Annotated in this window: 13 protein-coding genes; 3 read left to right on the forward strand and 10 right to left on the reverse strand. The window is 61.4% G+C overall.

Features of this window, described 5'->3' with window-relative positions; genetic code table 11:
- The first annotated feature begins 75 nt into the window (after positions 1 to 75).
- Positions 76 to 1074 carry a thiamine-phosphate kinase gene (gene thiL, locus IWX87_RS18295; protein WP_196864958.1) on the forward strand — a complete coding sequence of 333 codons (999 nt, stop codon included), beginning with the start codon at positions 76 to 78 and terminating at the stop codon, positions 1072 to 1074.
- Positions 1075 to 1216: 142 nt separating this feature from the next.
- On the opposite strand, the gene IWX87_RS18300 is transcribed toward thiL, so the two are convergent.
- From IWX87_RS18300 to IWX87_RS18330, 7 genes are all read right to left on the reverse strand, one after another.
- On the reverse strand, positions 1217 to 1711 hold the full coding sequence (locus IWX87_RS18300; protein ID WP_196864945.1) for a hypothetical protein: 495 nt from the start codon (positions 1709 to 1711) through the stop codon (positions 1217 to 1219).
- A gap of 167 nt (positions 1712 to 1878) precedes the next feature.
- Entirely contained in the window at positions 1879 to 3609 is a 1731-nt protein-coding gene (locus IWX87_RS18305; RefSeq protein WP_196864946.1) for a hypothetical protein, read from the reverse strand.
- Between the two features lie 58 nt (positions 3610 to 3667).
- Positions 3668 to 5635 (reverse strand): cytochrome-c peroxidase, encoded by a 1968-nt coding sequence (locus IWX87_RS18310; protein WP_231374910.1) that lies wholly within the window; start codon positions 5633 to 5635, stop codon positions 3668 to 3670.
- A 291-nt stretch (positions 5636 to 5926) separates the two neighbouring features.
- Positions 5927 to 7618: a hypothetical protein gene (locus tag IWX87_RS18315; RefSeq protein ID WP_196864948.1), complete on the reverse strand. Its 1692-nt coding sequence runs from the start codon at positions 7616 to 7618 to the stop codon at positions 5927 to 5929.
- Positions 7619 to 8025: 407 nt separating this feature from the next.
- On the reverse strand, positions 8026 to 9006 hold the full coding sequence (locus tag IWX87_RS18320) for an SCO family protein (RefSeq protein ID WP_196864949.1): 981 nt from the start codon (positions 9004 to 9006) through the stop codon (positions 8026 to 8028).
- Positions 9007 to 9095: 89 nt separating this feature from the next.
- Positions 9096 to 9578, reverse strand: coding sequence for a hypothetical protein (locus IWX87_RS18325; RefSeq protein ID WP_196864950.1), 483 nt, complete (start codon positions 9576 to 9578; stop codon positions 9096 to 9098).
- A 58-nt stretch (positions 9579 to 9636) separates the two neighbouring features.
- Positions 9637 to 11835: a multicopper oxidase family protein gene (locus IWX87_RS18330; RefSeq protein WP_196864951.1), complete on the reverse strand. Its 2199-nt coding sequence runs from the start codon at positions 11833 to 11835 to the stop codon at positions 9637 to 9639.
- A gap of 809 nt (positions 11836 to 12644) precedes the next feature.
- On the opposite strand from IWX87_RS18330, the gene IWX87_RS18335 reads away from it, so the two are divergent.
- A complete protein-coding gene (locus IWX87_RS18335; protein WP_231374913.1) occupies positions 12645 to 13142 on the forward strand; it encodes a phosphatidylglycerophosphatase A in 498 nt (165 codons plus the stop codon).
- Complete coding sequence (locus IWX87_RS18340; RefSeq protein ID WP_196864953.1) at positions 13139 to 13660, forward strand: CinA family protein; 522 nt, start codon at positions 13139 to 13141, stop codon at positions 13658 to 13660. The genes IWX87_RS18335 and IWX87_RS18340 overlap by 4 nt, the downstream gene beginning before the upstream one ends.
- 8 nt (positions 13661 to 13668) lie before the next feature.
- On the opposite strand, the gene IWX87_RS18345 is transcribed toward IWX87_RS18340, so the two are convergent.
- From IWX87_RS18345 to IWX87_RS18355, 3 genes are all read right to left on the reverse strand, one after another.
- Positions 13669 to 13947 carry a hypothetical protein gene (locus IWX87_RS18345; protein WP_196864954.1) on the reverse strand — a complete coding sequence of 93 codons (279 nt, stop codon included), beginning with the start codon at positions 13945 to 13947 and terminating at the stop codon, positions 13669 to 13671.
- Between the two features lie 5 nt (positions 13948 to 13952).
- A complete protein-coding gene (locus IWX87_RS18350) occupies positions 13953 to 14396 on the reverse strand; it encodes an OsmC family protein (protein ID WP_196864955.1) in 444 nt (147 codons plus the stop codon).
- Between the two features lie 154 nt (positions 14397 to 14550).
- A complete protein-coding gene (locus IWX87_RS18355; protein ID WP_196864956.1) occupies positions 14551 to 15336 on the reverse strand; it encodes a transferase in 786 nt (261 codons plus the stop codon).
- Positions 15337 to 15454 lie beyond the last annotated feature (118 nt).

Below are 15454 nucleotides of genomic sequence, written 5' to 3' on the forward strand. Positions count from 1 at the left end.
CCGCTTATGAAGGCGTGCCTGGCGTGGCAGAACACTCGGCCAGCCGCTGGCAAGACTCACGGTATGCTTGCCGCCATGGGTGAATTCGACTTGATTGCGCACTACTTCACGCGCCCCACGCCGCGTGCGGTGCTGGGGGTGGGCGACGACTGCGCGCTGCTGCAGCCCGCGCCGGGAACACAGCTGGCGATTTCCAGCGACATGCTGGTCGAGGGCCGGCATTTCTTTGCCGATGTCGATCCGGCCGCGCTGGGCCACAAGGCGCTGGCAGTCAACCTGAGCGACCTGGCCGCCTGCGGAGCCAAACCGCTGGCCTTCACACTGGCACTGGCGCTGCCCCGCGTGGACGCGGCCTGGCTGGCGCCGTTTTCACGCGGCCTGCTGGCGCTGGCAGACGCCCATGGATGCGAGCTGGTCGGCGGCGACACCACGCAGGGGCCGCTGAACATCTGCATCACCGTGTTTGGCGAGGTGCCGGTGGTCAACGGACGTTCGCAGGCGCTGCTGCGCTCAGGCGCCCGGGCCGGCGACGACCTGTATGTGAGCGGCACGCTGGGCGATGCCCGGCTGGCGCTCGAAGTGCTGCGCGGCACGCTGTCCGTTCCCGCGCCGGTGCTGGCTGCCGCCCGCCTGCGGCTGGAGCAGCCCAGCCCGCGGGTGGCGCTGGGCGTGGCCTTGCGCGGCATCGCCACGGCAGCCATCGATGTCAGCGACGGCCTGCTCGGCGACCTGGGCCACCTGCTGAAGCAGTCGGGTGCAGGCGCCACCGTAAACACCGCAATAGCTATGAATTTAATAGCTGTAAGTGCTTATGAAGCTTGCGCAATCAAGGTTTTTGATACTGAAATCAAGCCACAGCAACGGCTGGGTTGGGTGCTGGCCGGGGGCGACGACTACGAGCTGCTGTTCACGGCGCCCGCATCGGCCCGCGCCAGCGTCGCGGCTGCGGCCCGCAGCAGCCAGACAGCCGTTACCCGCATCGGCCGCATCGACAGCGAACGCGGCCTGCGGCTCATTGACGCCCAAGGCCAGGCGGTGGCCAACACCTACACCTCGTTCGACCACTTCGCCTGAGCCTGCAGCACCGGGGCGACGCAAGCTCCCGGCATGTCCGGGTCACGGCCTTTATTCCAGACGCGCGGACCTGCAGCCGCTGGCGTGAAGAATCGACTTGGCACACGCCACCAAGCGGCTTTGTCACCGTGCCCGAAACGCTTCAGTTTTCCGGAATCCCGGCGGCAAACCAGGCCCCGGCGGCGTTGGCAGAAAAATTGCGGATCAGCAAGGTCGGCGTTTGACACGGTTCAGGCAGCGCGGCGCCAAGCGTTCCCCGGATCATGAAATTGCCACTCGCATCAAGGTCTGCGGGTGGCGAGGTGAGCTCCGTGGCACCGCAAAACAGCGTGGCCACCACCTGGCGCGGCAGCGCGGGCAGACCGACCGAATTGCCGCCGGCCAGCAGCAGACCCTGGCCCCTGACCGAAATATTTCCGTCGGGACGAATGGCCGCCCGAAGCTTTTCAATGACCCAGGGGCGCCCGCCCGGCGCGATGCCGCGCACATCATTGGGCCCGGGTGCGCCGCTGACCAACGCAAACGGCGTCGAGCCGATGCCGCCGTGGAATTCGATCCGGCTGTCGTCAGACGCAAAAGCCGGCGGCAGCCAGACAAGACTTGCGGCCACAGCCCCCAGCATGAATCGCTTTTTCATTGCCATCTCCTGTCAAAAAAAGGTATGGGTTCTTCAGGTGTCGGATCTTCAGTTTCGCGTCCGCCTGCAAGATTGGCGGACCACGACAACCGTTGTCGCAACGGTCCGGCGCAGCCCGCTGCCCAGTACGCGAATCGAAGCGAATTGAACTGGACAGCGCAAACGGGTCAAGGCGTTGTGGTCGGCAGCGGAATCGAAGCGTAGCCCGTGGATGGGCAGCCGCCCATGCCTGGACCACCCACCTCGCCCGCCTCGAAAATCGTCATGCCAAACCGGTCGCCATTGGCATTCGTGGCAAGCCAGGCCATTGCACGGCTCTGCCCGGCCACCGCCAGTTGCTGCTCGGTGGTGTTCAATCCACTGTAAATCGCCCTCCAGTCGCTGCCCGTGCCAGTTTGGAACAGGTTTCCAGAGCCGCCCGGGACGTTTTCCACCCGCCCGCCGCTGGTGTCTGCACGGATGTCGCGCCGACCGATGCGGGTCGTGGTGAAGTCCGGATTGATGATCCGCTGCTCCGTCAAGCCCAGCGGCAGGGGCGCGCCGCTGGCATCAGCGGCGCTTCCATTGACCCGCACTTTGCCATCGAGAGCGCCACTGGCGTCGCGACTGAGAAATGCGGACTTGGTGACCTTGGTGTTGATCACCCGCTGGCTCTGCCCGGCCTGGAACTGCATGCTCACCACACTGAACACATCGACCATGTCATCGGCACGGATGTCCGGCGTTTGCCCGCTCCAGCACACGCCGCCGGGATGATTGACCTCAAACAGTCCACCCCTACCGACAAGACCCCGGGCTGTGCCGATGATCGGCGCGGCCAACGTGTTTCTGCGCACGACGACCTGCAGCTCGGTTCCTGCCGCAAACCCCGCGATCGAGATGAAGTCACGCTCTGGAAACACGGTGACATCTTTCAAGGCGAACTGGTTGGTGGGCAGCGACGCATCGAGCAGATTGGCTGGCAGGTAGTACACCGGCGCATTCGGGTTCTGCGGAGCCACCACGCCATTGGGGCCGGGCGGGCAACCGCCCATGCCGGGACCACCGGACTCGCCGACCTCGTAGATGGTCATGCCGAGCCGGTCGCCTGCCGCCGTGGTCTGCTGCCATCCCATGACGCGCGTTTGTCCTTCGACCACCAGCAGGCGTTCATCTGCATTGAGGCCGCTGAAAACGGCGGTGAACGTGGTGGCGGTGCCGTCATAGACGAGCGTGCCGCGGGTCCCGGGGATCGGGTTGCCATTGGTACCGTCCACGCGCCCGCCAGCGCTGTCGGCGCGAATGTCGCGCTTTCCGATGCGGCTGCCCGGCGTGCCTATGAATTCAGGATTGACGATCCTGACTTCGAGCCGGTTCAGCGCAATGCGGTTGCCATTGGCCAGCTGGGCTTTGCCTTTGATCACCACGGTGCCGTTTCCGGCATCGAAGGCTTGCGTTGCCGTGACGTTCTGCGTCGTGGCCGCCGCACCCGAACCGATGACCACCGTCGGCACATTCAAGCGGTTGTTGGCGGTATCGCGGTAGGTGACCCGCACCACGTCGGCCGGGACGATGTCGGGCGTGACGGTCCTCCAGCACAAGCCGCCCGGGTGGTTCACCTCCAGAAAGCCGGTCGCATCAGTGCGTCCCACGGCATCGCTGACCACCCCGCCCCGCCGGAGCTGCACGAGCAGGTCGGCGTTCGGCGCAAACCCGCTGATCGACGTGAAATCGCGCTCCGGAAAGACGGTGATGTCTTGCGGCAGGAGCGGCGGGTTGTCGATGTTCTGCGCCGATGCCGCGCCCGCTACGAGTATCGCCATGCTGGTGACAAGCCCTGCCAGAGCGGACGACGCCGCCCCGTGGCCAGTGGCAAGTCCTGACCGGGCTTGAGAAATTTTCGTCAAAAAATCAATCATGGTGTTTCCTTTGCGTGTAGTCATGACAAGTCGCCGAGGTTCTGGGTCTGCAAAAGACCTAGTGAGAAAACGGTGAAAGATTCATGAAGGGCAGAATTCCACTGGCATTGCCTTGCCGGCCCACTTCGTTAATGCAAATAGATTTGTCATCGGCAGCGTTCATTCCATAGGATGAGGGTTCTCCGGTGCCGGTATGCCCATTGGGCATGCACAAAGAAGGATGGTCGAATGGCGCTTTTTCCATTCGCACGCGCTCGTCCGTCAAGGTCAGAAGAAACTTCACCAGATTGACTTTCTCGGTTTCGCTCAGGCCCAGAGACTGAATATCGACGTCGAGGTTTTCCTGGTTGTCCTTGCCGAAGTCGCCGCCCCGGTTGTAATGGTCTACCACCTGCATCAACGTGGACTTGCCGCCATTGTGAAAATAAGGCCCGGTCAATTCGATATTGCGCAACCCGGGGGTCTTGAAGGCACCATTGACATTCACCTCCTTGGGAAAGCTTGCGTATTTGCTGGAATCAAAGCTATTTCCCAGGAGGCTGGACTTTCCGTTGAGAAAAAGCAAGCTTTCGGACAATGGGTTGCCAAAGCCATCGGTCCCGCCGATGCCGATGTCATCCAGCGTCTTGCGCACGCCAATGTTGTAGAAGCCGTTGTCATAGGTCTTGTTCCTGCCATTGATGACCATGACTTCCAGGCGCTTGTCAATGACACTGCGAAACGAGGCATTGGTCAGCTCGGCGCCGCCGTGGCAGTTGATGCAATGCCCCTTGCCCTGGAAAATTGCAAATCCGGCTTGCTCGTCCTTGTTGAGTTTGTCGGAATTCCCGTCTGTCCTTGCATACTGGTCAAACCGGCTGTCGTCGGACACCAGCGTTGACTGGTACATCTGCAGGGAAAGTGCAAAAAACAAACCGAAATTGGCCTCCAGCTGGCTAACTTTTTCATCGCCTTGCTTGTTGAAGGACGGCGCCGGCGCTTGCAGGTCCATGGACTTGCGCTCCCGGGCATCGGCCTGGCTAAAGCGCACCACGTCGGGCGACTGCCAATAGGCGGGGTTGAAGGCCCTCTTGACAAGCGACTGGTACGGAGGTCGGCCCTTTGCGAATTCCCCGAGCACGCTGTCGTCTGGCGAGATAGCCTGACCGTCCAGAACCTTCTGCTTCAGGAGTTTTTTTCCAATATGGACAAATGCGCGGCCACTGCAACTCATCTCCGTTCCAGACCCGGGCGGGCCCGAGCCTTGCGAGGCCAGCGACGATGACTCAATCGCCACATTGACCTTGCGAAGAATGCCAGCTTCTTTTTTCCAGACCAGGGCGTTCGGATTTCTCAGGCCGAAAGGATCACCGCCGTTGAACACGTTGTTGGCGCGGCCGTCCCAGAAGTTGCGGAAATTGAACACGGCATTGATGACAGTCGGCGTGTTGCGGGGCTCGACCCGCCGGCTGTTGAGTTTGCCCATGTGAAAATTGTCCAGGTCCGTTTTGTAGTCGCACTGGTCGGCATCGGCCCCTTTGTTGGTGACGTCGATGCTTTTGAATTCACCATTGAAGACGCCTTGCGACGACGCCACGTCGTTGACATCGACCCGGTCGTTCGGATTGTTGGTCTCCCAGTTTTGAGTCAGAAAACGCGTGAATGGGAAGTCGCTTTCTTTCAATTGGTAATTTGGGCCACTGCCCAATTCAAACGTCTTGTCGGGATTGGGTACCAGAAACTCTGTTCGCCTCAGCAGACCCGGGTCGAGCTGATTTTTTGTGCGGGTGTCAGCGCCAGCGCTGGAATGGCAGCTGGCACACGCCGTCTTGTTGTCACTGCCCACGCGAACGTCCCAGAACAGCGCCTTGCCCAGCTGGATGGCCGCCGTCTTGTCGACAATGTATTCGTTCAGGACGGCCTGCGAAGGTCCGGGCACAGCGACGGTTCTCAAATCCAGGGCGCTGAGCGGGGTCACTGCCTGCGGTACCCTGGCTGCGAACAGCATGACGCCCAGTGCGCCGGCGATCAGCAGCGGAACCTTCATGTGCACCCGGCCGGCGAATCGCCGCCTCGGCCCTCCAGGACTGGGTGAATGGCCCGGGTGAGTCCAGTCCGTTTGCCGTGTCCCGCAACCTGGCGCCACAGTCACTTTGAATGCAGTCATTTCGGTTTCCTTCTTCCCTTTTATTCGAGCCCGCTTGAGGGGGCTCCAAGCAACTTTCTTTGCACTGGCAAGGCGCCTGCTGCACCAACGCCCGGGATCATTCCTTGTTGCAGTTGCACAAGAAAGCCGGCGTTCAACAAGGCTTTGCTGAACGCCGGCAAAGCGGCGCTGTCAGAACGCGCAATTGACCGTGGCAGGCGCTGCTGCTTCGGGGAAGGGGGACAGTGGATTGATGTACTTCAGCGCTCCGCCTTGTCCCCAGCCTTTGGCAAGAAACGCCAAGCAGCGGAAGTTGTAGGGCGTCAGCACGGCGCCGCCCACATTTGGCTCGGGAAAGATGTATTCGCCGACCGGTGACACGTATTGTCCGTAAACCAGTCCGTTGGCCGTCACCATGGCGGGGGGTACGTTCGGCGTCGTGCCGTAAAAAACGGGTGTGTTATCGGCTACGCCGGCGACCCGGCCCATGATTTCCCGCGTTACGCCATTGGCGCCACCGAAAACCCGAGTGTCTTTTTCCGTGTGGAAGACGAAGCGACCCAGAACGGCGGTATTGACCAGCGTGGAAGGCAGCGCGCGGCTGGTTCGGTCACCGGCCGCGTTTTCGTCAACCGCGTACATCGCAGGTGTGCGGCTCGGGTCGGTCATGAAAATCGTCGTGCGCAGCCGGGCCTGGCATTCGGCATTGGCGGGGCAGATGGCCGGCCCAGTCGTGATCAGCGGAGCATCGACGTACATGTAAAACGGCGTCTTGCCGATCGGCGTGAAGATGCCGACGTTGGCTTCAATCGAATAGGCCGCGACATAAATGCCCCCCCAGTTGTCGCGAGCCAGAATACCTGAATAGGCGATGTAGTCACCGACGACCAGCGGTGCCTGCTTCGTGGCGTTGCAGGTTGGGCAAGGCGTTACCGCACCGCCAACAAAGGGCGAAGGCGGAATCAGGGGATTGCTGTCCATAACGAACGTGGTGCCGAACACGCCGGGCGATACCTGCAGGCGGTTGCTCATGGGGCATTCACTGTCCACAGCGGGCGGTGCCACGCGCGGCAGGCACATCGGGTAGCCCGATGCAGCATGAATGGTCGGGTTGTCGGAGTCGACGCCAAAGCGTTTGTCGGGTGATGCCTTGCTGCCCATGCCATTGGCCAGGCCATAGCGTCCATCCGTGTCGTTGATCATCACGCGCGCATCGCTGGCACCGCAGGGGCCGGGCGTACTGCCGACGCACATCACGCCAGTGTAGTAGTTGATGCTGCGAATGAAACCGTTGGCTGTGTTCGCCGACTGCGGGGCGATGCTGACCAGCCCGGCGCGGTATTCGCCATAGACGATATTGCCTGCAATGCTGGCCTCATAAGCCGCAATGGGCGGGACCGGGTCATTGAGGGCCAGCCCGGACCCAGCCACCGGCGAGTCCAGGAAGAGCTGGCCAACCGTTTTGTAGGCGGCCGGCAGCGTCACGACCAGGTTGGCCGGGATTATCACGGTAATGCCGTTGACGACGATAGTGCCGCCGGAATAAGGGTCATTGGGGTTGGTGGCCGTCAGCGACTGAATGGCGCCGGTGATGTCGAACGGCACCGGGCCGCCCGCAAGCGTCGCCGGTCCGACGGTGATGGCATTCGTGCTGACAACGCCGCCTTTGGCATAAGCAAGCGGCGCGACAGCCATCAGCCAAGCCAGCGCCAACCCCATCCCCAGCAGGGCCGGGGCTGCCAATCCCGGCTTGCCCCCCCGTGCGTGAAGGTCTTGTTGCCTGGAATCCGAAGTGATTGACGCTTGCCTGCCCCAGCGCGCGCCCGGCCTGGACGCAGCGCGTGAGATCCATTTGGTGAATCGTTGATAGATATTGAATTCCATGATGCATTCCCGTTGTGTTGGTGGAATCGAAATACCTTCCTGAGAAAGCTGTTGTCCACCGTTCGGAGGGTTAGAAACGGCTGGCGACAGACGGGCCAGAAATGACGCTCCGATCGTCAGGCCCGCGGCCAGGGCAGGCAACTGCGCCCAAGGATCAGATCGCGGAAAGAGGCGCGCACGTGAATCAGCACTGTTGCCAGCTGCTTTCAGCTTCCGTTCGGTGACGCTTGCGCGCATCTCTGGCCATGTGAGCAAGCGGCTCGATGGAGATGGACTTCTTATTTGCATGACAAACTCCTGTGTTGCTGGTCATTCGTTGCGGGTCAAAGCGGGCCAGTAAACGCCTCGGCCAGCGGCAAGGCCTGAGCCTGCCCGTTGTGTCAAATAGATGGATTGAAAGTTCGTTTTCAGCGGCCGGCTTCCTTGTGCTGATGGCTGTGTTGAGGCGGGGCGGCCTGCTGCGCCGTAACTGCAACCTTTCCCTGCTCGTCCAGATACCTGATGAGCGCCGCCACGTCCTCATCGCCGAGCCGCAGGTTCGGCATGCGCACCTGCTGGTAGCGTTTGGACAGCCCCACGGCGCTCGGGTCACCTTCGGCAAGAACTTTTTCCGGCTCCTTCAGGTAGCGCGCCACCCAGGCCGGGCTGCGGCGCACGGTCACCTGGTTCAGGTCCGGCCCGATGCGGTCCCCCTGGCCAATGGTGTGGCACGAAGCGCAGCGGCTTTCAAACGTGAACTGCGCCCTGCCGAGGTCCAGCGGCCGCGCCTGGGCATAGCTGGCCGTGGGCACCACGTCTTTCCAGCCAAAGAAGTTCGCCATGGTTGTGGCCAGGAAACGCGGGTTGTCCACGGCCGAGTTGCGCATCCACTGGCCGTTTGTATCGCTGCCCAGCATCAGGCTGCTGGCATGGCCGTCCTTGCTGAAGGCGTCGCTGCTGCGCGACAGGCCGAGCTTGCGGGTCAGCACCTTGATGTCGCCCTTGTTGCCCGTCAGGAACAGCCAGCCGGGACCGACGCCGAACTTGCCTGCATAGGCCTTGAGCACCTTCGGCGTGTCTTTTTCCGGGTCGATGCTGATCGACAGGAAAAAGATGTCCTTGCCCATGCGCTCGCCGAGCAGGCGCTGCACTTCGGCCATGCGGGCTGTTTCCAGGGGGCATTCGTCCCTGCAACTGGTGTAGATCACGTTGACGGCGACGTTTTTCCCCTTGACCAGGTCGTCGTAAAACCGCACTTTGTCTCCGTCCTGCGTGGTCAGCACGATGTCCGGAAAATAGTCCGCGCCCCACTGGTTGCCCGCGATGGCGCCCTGCCACGGAAGGGCCAATGCCATGGCCACCAGCATCGCTTTCAGCGCGGCTTTCCAGCAGAGTAAAAGCATGGCCATGAGAAAGATTCCCTGGGTTAGGCAGGCAGTGGCTTGGGGTGCATGGCGCCGCAAGGCGATTGCCGGGTGGTTGCCCGGTGGTTGCCGGATTACACCAGCGGCACTTTTTTGATTTTTGACGTCAGGACGATGCCTGACTTGGCACTGAGCGAAGCACTGATGGTGACCATGGCCGAGCGGGCCGCATGCACGTCGTTGCCCTGCGTGTACGGAAAGATCACCTCGACCTCATCGAAAGCCAGCAAGGGCCGGTGCACGATCACCTGGGCTTCGCTGGTGAATTTCTTGCCGCTTGCCTTGCCCTGGCCCTTGACCCGGCTGAAGTCAATGACCATTTCCAGCATGGTCGGGCCATTGAACACCGTGTCGTCGATGACGCGGGTGGAAATCGTCAGTTCTCCGCCAAACGCGATGTTTTCGGTGTCGGAACTGACAGTCCCATCGACCAGGACCGGCACCGTGGGTCCCTGGACCACCGCCAGCACCAGGAGCGGGGCGATCACTGCGGGCAGGACTATCGCGGTGACAAGCAGGGGACGCACGACTCTTTTCCATAGCTGATCGGTTCGCATGGCTGACCTCCAGAATCAAGACGGGGCAAATGGGAACGGTTTTTGGCAAACCGGCGTGTCAGCCGGCAGTGGGCAGCCGGTCGGTCGGCGGCAGGAACGTCACGCCCGTGGGCTTGGGAATGGGCGTTGGCAGCGGGTTCAGCACGGCGGTGCCGTCTCGGTCAAGGTCCCAGCGCAGCAGCATGGCGTTGTCTTCATGCACGGTGTTGTGGCAATGCTCCATGAACATGCCGCCCCAGTCCCGGAACTGCATGGTGATCGTGATGCTGCCGCCAGGGCGCAAGCGGTACACGTCCTTGCGGCCTCGTTCCCAGGGCGGCACCTTGCTGGCGCTTCCGTCGCGGGCCAGCACCTGCCCTTCCTCGAAATGGATGTGGATGGGGTGGTCCCAGCCGCCGCCGCCATTGACCAGCGTCCAGATTTCCCGGGTGCCGTTCTTGGGCGCGGCAGAGGTGCGGCCAAAGTCCGCCGCCAGCATGGTGCCGCCATCGACTTTCACGCCCCAGGGGCCGAGCGCTGAAGACACCGGGTCTTTGGTGGTCTGGGAGGCGCCCCGGCCCCATTCAAAGGTGCGCTGACGCGCGACCGGGATCTTGCTCAGGTCCGGGTTGGGAATCAGGTCCATGCCGCCGGGCTTGCTGAAATCGCGGCTGTTGTCCACCGCGCGGGTCGTGCCGCGCACCCGGAACTCCAGGAATTTGCCCACGCAGGGGTCGGCCGAATTGCCTGCCAGTGCCTCGCTGAGCGACAAATTCTTGGCCACCCGCCGGCCGTCGCTGTGTTCGGCCAGGTTCACCATGTGAATCTTGGTGCCGTCGCTGTAGTTGGAAAAATCGATGATGATGTCATAGCGCTCGGCAATGCCCATCTCGTCGAGCTGGCTCAACTGCACCGCACGCGGGAGGAGGTTGCCGTCGTTGCCAATCTGGATCATCGGCGCGCCATTGCTCAGGGAGAGCTTGAAAAAGCGTGACACCGACGCATTCAGAAAGCGGAAGCGGTATTTGCGCCGCTCGACATAAAAATACGGCTTGTAGGCCAGGTTGGCCATCATGAGATCGCCCAGAAAACCGTCAAAGTTAAAAATGTCAAACGCCAGCTGGCCGTCCTGGCCGGACGCCTTGTCGCACAGCATGATGTTGACGTCGTACTCGAGGTTGCCCCAGTCTTTCGCCGTGCCGCTGGGCAGGCGCAGATTGACGCCATCGTTGATGGCTTCGTTGCCACGGTCCAGCGAGCTGTACAGGTTGAACATTGCGGCAATGCCCTTGTAGACATTTTGCGAGGTGAAGCTGAACATGTGGTCGTGAAACCAGTGCGTGCTCATGGTCTCGCGCCAGTCCCCCGGCAGCTTGGTGATGCCGCCATTGCCATCGGGTGCGCCGCAGCGCGGATCGGTGGCATTGGTGTTGATGGTGCGAAACCCCGCATGCACGATGGGCCAGTGGTAGTCGTAATACTGCCCCGGAAAAAAGAAGGCGCCGGTGAAGCCGTCGCTTTCGGCCCCGTGGTGGCCGTTGTGCTCATGCGTGGAAAGGGTGTTGCGGCCAAATCCGGCGTTCGCGCTCACTTTGGCGGGCAGTGCGTTGTGGTGCCTGAACAGGATAGGCTCGCCATAGCGGCCCTGCAACAGCTTGGGCGGCACCGTGCCGCCGAAGTTCCAGAAGGCCTGCGCGCTTTGATCGGGCATCCGGCGGTGAAAGCAGGGCCTGACCGCCATGGCCGGGTCAATGTCGCAGTTGGAATAGGAGTTCACGCCGGGGCGGTAGTCAAGGCAGGATTCAGCCCCTTTTTGCCATTGCTCGACCGCTATTTTCGGCGGGAAAAGATCCCACCCTTGGTGCGCCCAGATCGGTCCGGGGGGCCGGCCCTCCATGGGTCCGTCCACCAGAATGCCGTCCGGCCCGGCCACCTTGGTCGGGGTGGTGTTCGCCGCTTGTTGCGGCGAGGGGGTCAGGGCGCTCAGGCTCTTTCGCTCCATCAGGTCGCATCGCGGCATGGGCATGTCAAAACTGGCCGCGCCAAACAGCGGCGAGCGGGGAACGCCCGTCGGAATTTCTCCGTAGGCATTGCCGACAAATGGGCTCAAGCCGTTTTTAAGCGCCAGGCCGCCGCCCGCCGTGAACACGCCCCACCGAAGCAGATCACGCCGCGAGACCTGCCCCTGGGACAAGGCCTTGACGATGTCCTGGCGGTTGCGCCTCGCCTGCTCTGCCTGCCGCAACTGCTGCGGCGAAGCCTGGGTTGACAGGTACATTTCCTACCCCTTCAAAAATGAAACAAGCCATTTTTCAACCCATCACGTCTCTTGTTCAATCAAGCCAAGCTTCCTGAGAAGGCGTCAGAATTTTTCGCAAAACGTGTAGGACTGGAGGAAGTCTAAATTTGAAAAAATCATCAAGGGCCCAATTTTTCAAATTCGCACTGTGCTTACGGTTTTCGCATTGCCAGTTCGGAGTAACCATGAAAGGGGTAGTGGCGCTTGCCAAAAATAGCCTGTCCTGTGTAGCCGGGGCCATTGCAGGCAAGGCGCCCAATGCGAATAAAAAGGTCAAACAGCTGATGAAAACTTGGTGAAGAAACCGTTTTTTAGCAGGCGTTTGATGACCTGCCACAGTGGTCTCAAGCCATAAAAATGGCTCTCACCATTATTTTTTTGCTTGCAGTGAATTTGCTTGACTGAATTTGTCAAATTCTTTTTTTAATCAATTTAAAAAAATAATTACTTTTAATTTCAAGTCAGCAAGGTAGAAAACCGCGTCGGATTTATTTTTTTAAAAGTCAAGAAATGCAATAAGTAAACCTATATGTTCTAACAAGCTACTGGTCGTTTGTCGCGGGCGGGCAATGGGTTTTGCTGCCATGCGCTGCGCTCATCCGCAACGTACCCAGGAGAGTTTGGATCTCGGGCGGGTAAAGGTACGTTGCTGGCGCATGCCCAATCCAGCCAATCTTCGTGATAATCCCGACATGCTTGATCACGAACTGCCTCTTGACCCTGTGCGGGTAGCCAGCCAGCCGTCTGACCCTGCGAGGCTTGCCCCGTTGCGGCCCACCGTCAAATTCATGCTGGCGCATCCGGCGCACTTCATGGCACTGGGCTTTGGCTCGGGCCTGAGCCCGCTCGCCCCCGGCACAGCCGGCACGCTGTGGGCCTGGCTGTCGTTTCTGCTGCTGCAGCGCTGGCTGTCGCCGGCAGAGATCGGCTGGCTGATTGCCGTGTCGATTCCGCTGGGCTGGTGGGTCTGCACCATCACCGCGCGCAATCTGCGGGTGCTTGACCCCTGCAGCGTCGTCTGGGACGAGATCGTCGCCTTTTGGGCCGTGCTGTGGTTGATCAATCCGGCAGGGTTGCTGGGCCAGGCCGTGGCCTTTGCGCTGTTTCGCTATTTCGACGCTGCCAAGCCCGGCCCGGTGGGCTGGGCCGACCGGCTGTCGCACGGCGTGGACCCGGCCACACACCGCAGTGCCTGGAGCATTGCCGGCTTTGGCATCATGTTTGACGACTTGGTGGCTGCCGGCTGCGCGCTGATGGTGATTGCACTGTGGCGGTTTTTCGCATGAACACTTTACTATCAAAACCAGAGCTGCTCGCACCCGTCCAGCTTGCGCCAACAGCCTGTTTGGCTGATATTTTGCAAAAAAAGGGCTGGCTGATGGCAGCGGCCGAAAGCTGCACCGGCGGGATGATCGCAGCGGCCTGCACCGATCTGCCCGGCTCCAGCCTCTGGTTTGAACGCGGTTTCGTCACCTATTCGAACGCCGCCAAGACCGAACTGCTGGGCGTTGATGCGGCGCTGATCGAGCGCCACGGCGCCGTCAGCGAAGTGGTTGCGCGGGCGATGGCTCAGGGCGCCGTGGCCCGCTCGCAAGCGCAGGCATCGGTGGCAGTGACCGGTGTTGCCGGCCCCGGTGGCGGCAGTGCCGACAAGCCGGTCGGCACGGTGTGGTTCGGCTGGACCACGCCGGCCGGCACGGTGACTGAAATGAAACGTTTCGACGGTGACCGCGTTGCTGTGCGCCAGGCCAGCGTGGCCCATGCGCTGACGCGTCTGCTCGAACTGCTGACCGTGCCGGCCTGATTCGGACGCTATTCCAAAGCCGTCACGCTGACGCCGTTCTTCTCGGAAAATTCCTTCAGGATATGGGCAAGCTGCGCATCCTGCAGCGTGGTGGTCAACTCCACCAGCTTGTTACCGTCGCCCCGCTGGCCGTTGCTGACCAGCACCTCGGCTTCGGCATCCTGCGCCGCCAGCAGTTGCTGCAAAGTAGCCTGCAGCGAGTCCATGAACTCGTCGCGCTGGGCTTTGCCAGTATTTGAACCCGCGGTGTACTGAACCCTGAACGAAAAATTGGTCTTCAGCGCCATGGCGTTCAACGCGCGTTTTCAAGCCTGGCCGACAGCGTGATCTCGGGCACGCTGGCCAGCGCCTTGGACAGTGGACAGTCCTTCTTGGCCTGTTCGGCAATCTGCTGGAACTGGTCTTCGCTGATGCCCGGAACCACGGCCGACAGGGTCAGTGCAATACGGTCAATCACAAAACCGTCGCCTTCTTTCGCCAGGCGGACTTTGGCCTGGGTGTCCACCAGTTCGGTGGCAAATCCGGCCTTGTCGCAGGCAAACGAGAACGCCATGGTGAAGCAGGCCGCATGCGCCGCGCCCAGCAGTTCTTCGGGATTGGTGCCGCGCCGGTCATCCTCGAAGCGGCTGCCGAATCCGTAGGGATACGCCTTGAGCGCACTGGTTTCGGTGCTGATCTGGCCCTGGCCTTTTTTGCCCTGACCCTGCCAATGGACGGATGCGGTTTTTTCACTCATGACGATGCCTTTTTAGTTGAAAAAGAGCGCACAAGCGCGCTGTTGTCAACAGTGTGCGTGTCAGACTGCAGCCAGGGCGTCAGACAAGGCCGCAAACGCCGGTTGAAGGCTTCCTACAGCCGACCTCGACGGTTGGCTGAAACAAGCCCGGCGCTTAGCCGTCGTCGCCCGTGTCGAGGCTTTTCATCTGCCAGAGCATGCGCGCCAGTTCGGGCTTCAGGATTGCCCGCGCCCGGGCATCCAGCCGCACCAAGCTGTCGGCCAGACGCAAGCCCTTCGAGGAAATCGCTGCGCCTTTGCGGGCAAAAACAATGCTGTTGGTCTTTTCCAGCGTCACGATCTCGACCGCGTTGCCGCCAAAGCTGCGGCGAATTCGCCCGACCAGCAACGCATAGTCGGGATGGTCGTAATGCAGGTTGACCACCAGCACGCCACCGTCCGGCAGGGCCGCCAGGCAGTCGTCGTAAAAGGGCTGGCTGCACAGACCAGCGGGCTGGCCACCCAGGTCAAAGCCGTCGACCAGCAGCACGTCATAGCAGGGCGCGTAGGCCTGCAAATAGAGCGCGCCGTCGGCCGCCAGCACCTCGAAACGCTCATCGTCCGGCGGCACCTGGAAGTCGTTGCGCAGCACGATCACATGCGGGTTGATCTCCAGCACCGTCATGCGGCTGGCAAGCAGGAAATGGTGGCAGAACTTGGCGATCGAGCCACCGCCCAGTCCGATCATGCCGATGTGTGCAGGCGACGGATTGAACAGCAAAAAGCCCATCATGGTGCGGGTGTAGTCCACTTCCAGAGTGCAAGGGCTGTCCAGGCGCATGCGGCTTTGCAGCTCGCCCAGCGTGAAATGCAGCGACTTTGACGCGCCGTCGTCGAGCACGAAAGGCCGGTCATGTTGCAGCGACAGGAAACCGCCCGGCAGCGGCGGTTCAGCAGGCATGTCGCAAGGGAGGGGGCTTTAGGCATTTCGTTATACACAAGTCCCCTGAGCCTGAAGCTCGCGTGAGAACCTGATGCCGGCGGCAAAGTCCAGGATGCGCTGCATGCCCAGCCAGATG

It is taken from the genome of Polaromonas sp. CG_9.7 (genome assembly GCF_015752205.1).
In the GTDB taxonomy this organism is placed as follows: domain Bacteria; phylum Pseudomonadota; class Gammaproteobacteria; order Burkholderiales; family Burkholderiaceae_C; genus Polaromonas.